Source organism: Floccifex sp. (assembly GCF_051873555.1).
GTDB lineage: Bacteria > Bacillota_I > Bacilli_A > Erysipelotrichales > Erysipelotrichaceae > Floccifex.
In genome coordinates, this window is the sequence record NZ_JBJEEY010000159.1 from 18,109 (window position 1) to 27,141 (window position 9,033).

The window sequence follows — 9,033 nt, forward strand, 5'->3', positions numbered from 1 at the left end:
AACTATGAAGAGTTTATATGATTTAAATTATGAGCAAATGCAGCAAATGGCAATCGAGCATGGATGGAAAGCGTTTCGAGGGCATCAGATTTTTCAATGGCTCTATCGTTCTCGTGTCAATGAAATTGATGAAATGACCAATTTAAGCAAAGAAACAAGAGAACAATTAAAAGAAGAATTTGAAATGAATCCTTTGACTTTGATTACCAAACAAGTCAGTCACGATGGAACTACAAAGTTTTTATTTCAAACCAAAGATGGCTGTTTATTAGAAAGTGTCATGATGGTATTTGATTATGGAAACAGTGTTTGTGTTTCCAGTCAAGTGGGATGTAATATGGGTTGTGCCTTTTGTGCCAGTGGTTTAACAAAGAAAAAAAGAGATTTAACCAGAGGAGAAATGGTGGCTCAAGTAATTTATGTACAAAAAGAATTAGATGCAAAAAATCAGCGTTTATCGCATATTGTTGTGATGGGAACTGGAGAGCCTTTTGATAATTATGACAATGTGATGAATTTTTTATCCACTGTCAATCACGATCGAGGCTTAGGAATTGGATCTCGTCACATTACGATTTCTTCTAGTGGCATAGTGCCTCGTATATATGATTTTGCCAATGAACATACTCAGTATAATCTAGCTATTAGTTTACATGCCCCAAATAATGAGTTGCGTAATCAATTAATGCCGGTGAATAAAGCCTATCCATTAGAAGAATTAATGAAAGCACTGGATTATTATTCTCAGGAAAACAATCGTCGCTTGACGTTTGAATATATTTTATTAAAAGGTGTCAATGATCAGGTCATTCATGCCAGACAATTAGCGAAATTATTAAAAAATCGAAATGCGTATGTGAATTTAATTCCATATAACAATGTCGATGAAAAAGAATTTAAAAGTGTCAGTTATCAGGAAGCCATGGTTTTTTATGATTTATTGATGAAAAATAATGTACGCTGTACGATTCGTAAAGAACATGGAAACGATATTGATGCGGCTTGTGGTCAATTACGTATTAAAGAAATAAGAAGGGAAAAGTAAGATGAGAGTATTTGCGAATTCGGATATTGGATTGGTTCGAAGTGTCAATGAAGACGATTATTGTGTATTTCAAAATCCCAACAACGACTGGCTGGCCGTGGTTTGTGATGGGATTGGAGGAAATGCAGGAGGAGAAGTAGCAAGTCATATAGTGGTTTCTACACTTCGTGATGCATTTTTACAAGCTCCCGCTTTTCAAAAAGATTATGAAGTCAATCAATGGATTCATCATCAATTAAATAAAGCCAATGATGCGATTTTTAAACAAAGCAGCCAGGATTTAAATTTAAAAGGCATGGGAACGACTTGTGTGGGCATCATGATTACCAAAACTTCGTCTTATATTTTTAATGTAGGGGATTCTCGTATTTATGCGGATTATTCCGATGGATTGATTCAAATGAGTGAAGATCATAGTGTTATTGCACAACTTTTACGTGAAGGAAAAATCACATTGGATCAGGCTAAGAATCATATTCAGAAAAATACGTTAACCAATGCATTGGGAATTTGGCATTTATTCCGAATTGATATCAATAAAATTCAGTCCAATTATAAATATATTTTAATTTGTTCCGATGGACTTCATGGCTATGTGGAACACAATGTCATTCAAAACATTGTTGAAAATTCAAAGTTTTCAATTCAGGACAAAGTCAATCATTTAATGTTGGAAGCTCGTTTAGCGGGTGGACTAGATAATTGTACAATTATTTTAATTGAAAGCGATAGAATGGAAGAATCCTATGATTAAAACAATCTCCAATCGATATGAAATACTTTCTTTGATTGGACAAGGGGGAATGGCCGATGTTTATACCGCAAAGGATACTATTTTAAATCGTGTTGTTGCCATTAAAATACTTCGACCAAAATTAAGTGAAGACGCGATGACTCTTGTTCGATTTCAAAGAGAAGCCAGTGCGGCATCTCGGATTAGCCATCCCAATGTAGTGGATATCTATGATGTAGGGGAATACAATGGTATGCACTATATTGTGATGGAATATATCAAAGGACATACATTGAAGCAATTAATTGCTAAGCGAGGAGCTTTATCTCAACAAGAAGCCCTTTATATCATGAAACAATTAACGAGTGCGGTTTTATGCGCTCATAACGCCAATATCATTCATCGTGATATTAAGCCACAAAATGTGTTGGTTAAAGATGATGGAACTGTAAAGATTACGGATTTTGGAATTGCAGTTGCCAGCAATTCTGTTCAATTGACTTCAAATAATACGGTTATGGGTTCGGCTCATTATTTGGCGCCGGAAACAGCACAAGGAAAAGAACCCAATCCACAAGTAGATATTTATTCACTGGGAATTGTATTTTTTGAATTATTAAGTGGATCGGTCCCATTTCGAGGGAGTTCTCCAACAGAAATTGCGCTTCGTCATTTAAAAGATCCAATGCCTTTTATTACAGATTTTAATCCTGGCATTGCTCAATCCATTGAAAATATCATTTTAAAGGCAACCGCTAAAGATGTAAACGATCGCTATGAGTCTTGTAAAGAAATGTTATATGATTTAGAACATTGTTTAGATGATGAATATAAAAATGTAAAACGATTAACGTTTTCAAATAATGACAATGAACAAGAAATAAAAGAAAATAAACAAAAACCAGTGATTCGTCCATTTATTATAGGAGCCTTGATTGCTCTTTTGTGCGTTATCTTATTGGTTTTGGTTTTACTGGTAAGTGGTATTGTACGTATTCCAGGTTTTTTAGGCTATGAGGTCATGCCCGATATTTTAGGAAAAACAAAAGAAGAAGCTGTTTCTTTACTTAAACAAAATGATTTTGATCCAAATTATATTCAATTTGAATACGATGTCAGTGATGAATATGAAAAAGATACAGTTTGCAAGAGTTCCTATGATATAGGTGATATTGTGAAAACAAATAAAGAATTTACGATTGTGATTTCAAAAGGTCCTAGTTTTTTAGTGGAAGATTATACGGGCCTTTATTTAGAAGATGTATTAAATGAATTCAATGAAAATGGTGTTCAATTAAATATTCAAATTGAATATAAAGGCATGAAAGATACCAATCCAGGAATTATTTTAGAACAAAAAGAATTAAAAGTTGGACAAAGAATTGATCCATCTGCTAATGAATCCATAACTTTTGTGGTCAGTGATTATCCAGCGGTTCAAATTTCTTCTTCTTATTTAGGAAGAGATGTTTATCAAGTGAAAGAAGAATTAAATGAATTAGGAATTGCAGTGGTTTTAAAACCATATTATGGAACTGGACAAAATTTTACAGTTGTTGATATGGATCCAGGAGTAGGTAGTACGTATACACAAGAAGGGACAGACAGTGTATTAATACTGTATTATGATTGATATGGAACAAGGAACGATAATTAAAATTATTTCAAATCAATATACAATTGATTCTTGTATAGGAGAAGTGGTCGCAATTCCAAGAGGAAAATTAAGAAAAGAGGATTCACCAGTTGTAGGGGATGTTGTTTTCTTTGAGAAAATTGATGATGCTTATCGCATTCATTCCATACTGCCTCGTAAAAATCGTCTTCTTCGGCCAGCTATTTCCAATGTGGATCAAGCTTTAATTGTCACAAGTGTTAAAGATCCAGATTATTCTTGTCATTTATTGAATCGATTGATTTTTCTAGTGTCTTTAGCACATGTAAAACCAGTCATTGTCGTTACAAAGATGGATTTGGTGGACAATAAAGAAGAATTCGAAAAAGAATTTGATTCCTATGTACAAGCAGGATATGAAGTTTTTTATTCATATCCTGGACATAATGATGAACAATTAAAAGAACACATAGATGGAAAAATCAGTGTTTTATGTGGTCAATCGGGTGCTGGGAAAAGTTCTTTATTGAATCGATTGGATCCTGAATTTAAATTACAGACCCAGGAAATTTCCAAGGCATTGGGTCGTGGAAAACATACAACTCGTCATTGTCAGTTGCATAAAGTTTGTAATGGATGGGTGGCGGATACGCCTGGGTTTTCAAGCTTGGATTTTACTCGTTTAGATACATCCCATTTGGATTCCTTAATATTAGATTTTCAGCCATTTTTAAATCAATGCCGATTTAAAGATTGTATTCATGTCAATGAACCGGATTGTGCGATAAAAGAGGCTGTACATGCTAAAAAAATTAATGCATCCATTTATCAGGATTATAAACAAATCAAGGAGGAAAAGAAATGAATGAATTAATTATTGCGCCTTCTGTTTTATCAATGGATTATTCAAAGATGCAGGAACAAACAAAGGCATTGAATGAATCAAAAGCTAAATGGCTTCATTTTGATGTAATGGATGGACATTTTGTACCGAATTTAACATTTGGTGCACATATTTTAAAAGGATTTCATGATTCAACAAACTTATATTTAGATGTGCATTTAATGATAAGTGATCCAATAAAATATATTCCAGATTTCTATAAGGCAGGGGCACATCAAATTACAGTGCATACAGAGTCTTTTAATAATGATATTCATAAAATTCAAGAAGCCATTGATTTGATTCATGACTATAAAATGGATGCAGGTTTTGTGGTTAAACCAGCTACATCAATTGAAGCTTTTGAATGCTTACTCGATAAAGTGGAAACCATCTTGATCATGAGTGTCGAACCTGGTTTTGGAGGTCAGAAATTTATGGAAGAACAATTGGATAAAGTTCGCTGGCTTTTTCAAAAACGAATGGAAAAAAATTTATCATATCGAATTGAAATTGATGGGGGCATTAATTTTGAAACAGCTAAAAAGGCAATTGAAGCGGGTGCCGATACTTTGGTAGCGGGTTCTTTTGTATTTAAAGACAATATTCCCAAACGAATTGAAGGGCTTTTAAAATGAGTCTGGCGATTTGTGTAACACCTTTATCGAAATGTATCCCAGTTATACAGAATGCACATTATATTGGCGTTGATGCAGGAGCTTTAAAAGTAATTGAACAAAATTTGAAATTAGATTTTGCGATTGGAGATTTTGATTCGATAGATTCTGAAAAATTATCGTATTTAAAAACGATTTGTCCTGTGTATCAATTTCCTGTTATGAAAGATGAAACAGATAGTGAATTGGCAATTTTAAAGTGTTATGAACAATTTGATCGAGTTATTTTATTTGGAGCTTTAACAGGTCGCTTAGATCATACTTTTTTAAATATTCGTTTAATGGAAGAAAAATTTAATGATTTGATTTTATTAGATGAAACACAAAGAGTAAGGTTATTCAAAAAAGGAAAATATATTTTAAAAAATGAGTATAAAAATATTTCTTTTTTCGTTTTGGAACCCGGTTTTATTTCTTTACGAGGTTTTTTATATACATTAGATCATCGCATGATTCACAAAAATGATTTATATTTAACTTCGAATTCTTTTATCCATTCACAAGGAATGGTTGAAGTACATAGTGGTTCTTTTCTTTGTATTGAATCCAATGAAAAATAGAAAAAAGGAATAGCAGCTGCTATTCCTTTTGTGTGTACAATTAGATTAGTCCTTGTTTTTTCAAAGTTCTTAATGTACGAGCACTCACACGTTTCTTTTCTCCATTAATAGTAACTTGTTGTAAGTTAACATTCCATTTACGGCGTGTTGCACGTAAAGAGTGAGAACGTCTATTTCCAGTTAAAGGACCCTTACCAGATACTTCACATACTCTTGACATCTTGCCTGTCCTCCTTTTTTTTCATATTACGCAATCGCTTATTAATAATATCATTGTACTTATTTTTTTTCAAGATAAAATTTAAGTTTGTTCATTGCTTATTATAATGATATAATACAATGAAAAGGGAGAGACAAATATGATCTATATTATCGGTTTTTTAGTCACTTTAGTTTTTGTTGTCTTAATCATGCCGAAAATGATTGATTTTCTACATAAAATAAAATTTGGACAAACAGAAAGAGAAGAAGGATTGGATTCTCATAAAAAGAAAAATGGTACACCAACAATGGGTGGTATTGTATTTATTGTAGTTCCTGTTATTGTTTTTTTATTGTCTTGTCTTGCAGGATGGGTTGAATTGAATCTAAATGCCTGGATTTTGATTTTAGCTTATGTAGGATATGGTTTGATTGGTTTTATTGATGATTATATTATTGTTGTTAAGAAAGACAATACAGGTTTAAAACCTAAAACTAAGTTTTTGTTACAGTCCATATTAGCTGTTGTTTTTTTCTTGTTATATCAAAGCAATTCCGAATTATCCATTTGGATTCCTATCTGGAATCATACCATTTCATTAGGTTTCTTATATTTTATTTTAGTATTTATTATGTTTACAGCCGAAACCAATGCCGTAAATTTAACAGATGGACTGGATGGTTTATGTGCAGGTCAAATGATTATTGCGCTTCTTCCATTTGTGGTTTTTGCTTTTATTCAAGATTTTAATAATGTAGCTTATTTATTATTACTGGTTATTGCTGCTTTATTAGGTTATTTAAAATTTAATAAACATCCAGCTCAAATTTTTATGGGCGATACAGGTTCCTTGGCTCTGGGTGGTATTTTTGCAGCTACGGGTATGATATTAAAACAGGAAATTTTACTGGTTTTAATTGGATTGGTTTTTGTTTGTGAAACATTAAGTGTAATCATTCAAGTAACGTATTATAGAAAAACAAAGAAACGAATCTTTAAGATGGCGCCTTTACATCATCATTTTGAATTAAGTGGATGGTCAGAAACACAAGTTGTAACACGTTTCTGGTTATTTGGAGCAATTTGTGCAGTGATTGGTTTATTGATTGGAGTGATGTAAAATGGCAAAAGTATTGGTTTTAGGAGCGGCTCGCAGTGGTATTGCAGTCAGTAAGTTATTAAATCAAAAAGGATATGAAACATTCATTACAGATATGAAAGCCATTGATTGTAAAGAAGAATTAATAGAAATGGGAATACATGTCTTTGACAATGGTCATCCAGATTGTTTAAAAGATATTGATTTTGAATTTGTAGTTAAAAATCCTGGTATTCCGTATCGTGTAGAATGGATTCAATATTTTTTAAAGAAAAATGTTCCCATTTATACAGAAATTGAAATTGGATATCGATTTGCACCAAATTTTACATATGGAGCGATTACGGGAACAGATGGAAAAACAACAATTACTACGTTATTGTATGAGATGTTACAAAAAAATAAAAAGGCATTGGTGGCCGGTAATATTGGTACGCCTTTATCGGAATTGGTTTATCAATATGGAAACGAAACAAAAGATGTGGCTTTGGAATTGAGTAATTTTCAATTACTGGGCATGACTTCTTTTCGGCCTTTGGTTTCCACTGTCACAAATTTAGCACCGGATCATTTGGATTATATGGATTCTTTAGATGAATATTATAGTTCGAAAATGAAGATTTACCAGAATTGTATGGAATCGGATTATTTTATTCGTAATGTGGATGATGAAAATATTGTGAAATATGCTATAAATATTCCTTGTAATGTGATTGATTTTTCTTTAAAAAGAGAAGATGTAGATTTATATCGTAAAGGGCATTATGCATATTATAAAGATATTTGTTTATTCGATATTGATGAATTAAAGATTGTAGGAGACTTTAATTGTGGAAATGCAATGATGGCTTCTTGCATGGCTTATTTGATGGGTGTTTCTTTAGAAGATATTCAAGACGTGATTTCTTCTTTTAAAGGCGTGGAGCATCGTATTGAATATATTGCAACAATAGATGATGTACGATATTATAATGATACAAAAGCAACGAATACACATGCGGCTTGTGCTGCTTTATCGGCTTTTGATCGTAATTTAATTTTATTATGTGGGGGAAAAGATAAACATATTTCTTTTGATGATATGAAGGCGTTTGATTCCATTGTGAAGCATTGTTTTTCTTTTGGACAAACAAAAGAAAAGTTTAAAGATATTTTCACAAATCAAACTTCTTGCCAAACTATGCAAGAAGCATTTGAACATGCAGTTGCAGTGGCAAAACCAGGGGATACTGTCCTGCTGAGTCCTGCTTGTTCTAGTTTTGATCAATTTAAAAATTACGAAGTTCGTGGAGAAATCTTTAAACAAATGGTTCTGGATTACGCTAAGAAAAGGAGCGAAGAATGAGTTTTATTTTGGATCTGATCAAAACCATTGTATTGGGAATCATTCAGGGAATTACAGAGTGGTTGCCAGTCAGTAGTACAGGGCATTTGATTTTATTTGATAGTTTGTGGCCATTATCTCCACCTGAATTTTTTACGGTATTTAAAGTAGTTATTCAGTTTGGTAGTATTTTAGCTGTTTTGTTTCTGTATTTTAAGAAATTGAATCCATTTGATTCTTCAAAAAATAAAAAACAGAAACAAGATACGTTTCGTCTATGGTTAAAAGTAATTGTTGGTGTAATCCCGGCAGGTGTCATTGGTTTATTACTGGATGATATCATTGAAGGCTATTTATCGGCTAATTTTGTGATTGCAGTGGCTTTAATCGCATATGGAGTCATTTTTATTGTTGTTGAAAAAAATCCAAAACCTGTCACGATTTCTAAATTGGAACAATTGGATTATTTGACATCCTTAAAAATTGGATTCTTTCAATGTTTAGCTTTAATTCCAGGAACCAGTCGATCTGGAGCTACTATTTTAGGTGGTCTTCACTGTGGTTGTTCACGTTATGTTGCCAGTGAGTTTTCATTCTTTATTGCCATACCTGTTATGGCAGGAGCTAGTTTATTGAAACTGGTTAAATATTTTATGGCCTATGGAATGTTTACTTTTTCACAATTTGTTTTATTGATTATAGGAACAACCATTAGTTTCTTTGTCAGCGTCTTTGCAATTCGTTCTTTATTAAATTATGTTCGTAAACATAGTTTTACAATTTTTGGTTATTATCGAATTGCATTGGGTGTATTTGTTTTATTATTTTTCTATATTCTATAAGGGGCTGTAACGAGTAAATAACCCTAAAATAAAAAAATTGCGCTAATCATAGT

The 9,033-nt window shown here is 32.4% G+C and carries 10 protein-coding genes; 9 read left to right on the plus strand and 1 reads right to left on the minus strand.

Annotated elements, in window-relative coordinates; genetic code table 11:
* The first annotated feature begins 4 nt into the window (after positions 1–4).
* From rlmN to ACI32A_RS09140, 6 genes are read left to right on the plus strand one after another with little or no spacing between them, the layout of a single operon-like run.
* Complete coding sequence (gene rlmN / locus ACI32A_RS09115) at positions 5–1,045, plus strand: 23S rRNA (adenine(2503)-C(2))-methyltransferase RlmN (protein ID WP_439754746.1); 1,041 nt, start codon at positions 5–7, stop codon at positions 1,043–1,045.
* Position 1,046: 1 nt separating this feature from the next.
* Positions 1,047–1,799, plus strand: a complete 753-nt coding sequence (locus ACI32A_RS09120) for a Stp1/IreP family PP2C-type Ser/Thr phosphatase (protein WP_439754747.1) — start codon at positions 1,047–1,049, stop codon at positions 1,797–1,799.
* On the plus strand, positions 1,792–3,411 hold the full coding sequence (locus tag ACI32A_RS09125) for a protein kinase domain-containing protein (RefSeq protein ID WP_439754748.1): 1,620 nt from the start codon (positions 1,792–1,794) through the stop codon (positions 3,409–3,411). The genes ACI32A_RS09120 and ACI32A_RS09125 overlap by 8 nt, the downstream gene beginning before the upstream one ends.
* Complete coding sequence (gene rsgA / locus ACI32A_RS09130; RefSeq protein WP_439754749.1) at positions 3,404–4,258, plus strand: ribosome small subunit-dependent GTPase A; 855 nt, start codon at positions 3,404–3,406, stop codon at positions 4,256–4,258. Before ACI32A_RS09125 ends, rsgA begins: the two co-directional genes overlap by 8 nt.
* Positions 4,255–4,914 (plus strand): ribulose-phosphate 3-epimerase, encoded by a 660-nt coding sequence (rpe, locus tag ACI32A_RS09135; RefSeq protein ID WP_439754750.1) that lies wholly within the window; start codon positions 4,255–4,257, stop codon positions 4,912–4,914. Before rsgA ends, rpe begins: the two co-directional genes overlap by 4 nt.
* Complete coding sequence (locus ACI32A_RS09140; RefSeq protein WP_439754751.1) at positions 4,911–5,513, plus strand: thiamine diphosphokinase; 603 nt, start codon at positions 4,911–4,913, stop codon at positions 5,511–5,513. Before rpe ends, ACI32A_RS09140 begins: the two co-directional genes overlap by 4 nt.
* A gap of 40 nt (positions 5,514–5,553) precedes the next feature.
* Here ACI32A_RS09140 and rpmB read toward each other — a convergent pair whose 3' ends face one another.
* Positions 5,554–5,733 carry a 50S ribosomal protein L28 gene (gene rpmB / locus ACI32A_RS09145; protein WP_439754752.1) on the minus strand — a complete coding sequence of 60 codons (180 nt, stop codon included), beginning with the start codon at positions 5,731–5,733 and terminating at the stop codon, positions 5,554–5,556.
* Between the two features lie 139 nt (positions 5,734–5,872).
* Between rpmB and mraY the strand changes: the two genes are divergently transcribed.
* Genes mraY through ACI32A_RS09160 form a run of 3 tightly spaced genes read left to right on the plus strand, consistent with a single transcriptional unit; the run spans position 5,873 to position 8,980 of the window.
* Positions 5,873–6,835: a phospho-N-acetylmuramoyl-pentapeptide-transferase gene (gene mraY, locus ACI32A_RS09150; protein WP_439754753.1), complete on the plus strand. Its 963-nt coding sequence runs from the start codon at positions 5,873–5,875 to the stop codon at positions 6,833–6,835.
* Position 6,836: 1 nt separating this feature from the next.
* On the plus strand, positions 6,837–8,159 hold the full coding sequence (gene murD / locus ACI32A_RS09155) for a UDP-N-acetylmuramoyl-L-alanine--D-glutamate ligase (protein ID WP_439754754.1): 1,323 nt from the start codon (positions 6,837–6,839) through the stop codon (positions 8,157–8,159).
* Complete coding sequence (locus tag ACI32A_RS09160; protein ID WP_439754755.1) at positions 8,156–8,980, plus strand: undecaprenyl-diphosphate phosphatase; 825 nt, start codon at positions 8,156–8,158, stop codon at positions 8,978–8,980. Before murD ends, ACI32A_RS09160 begins: the two co-directional genes overlap by 4 nt.
* The last annotated feature ends 53 nt before the right edge of the window (positions 8,981–9,033 follow it).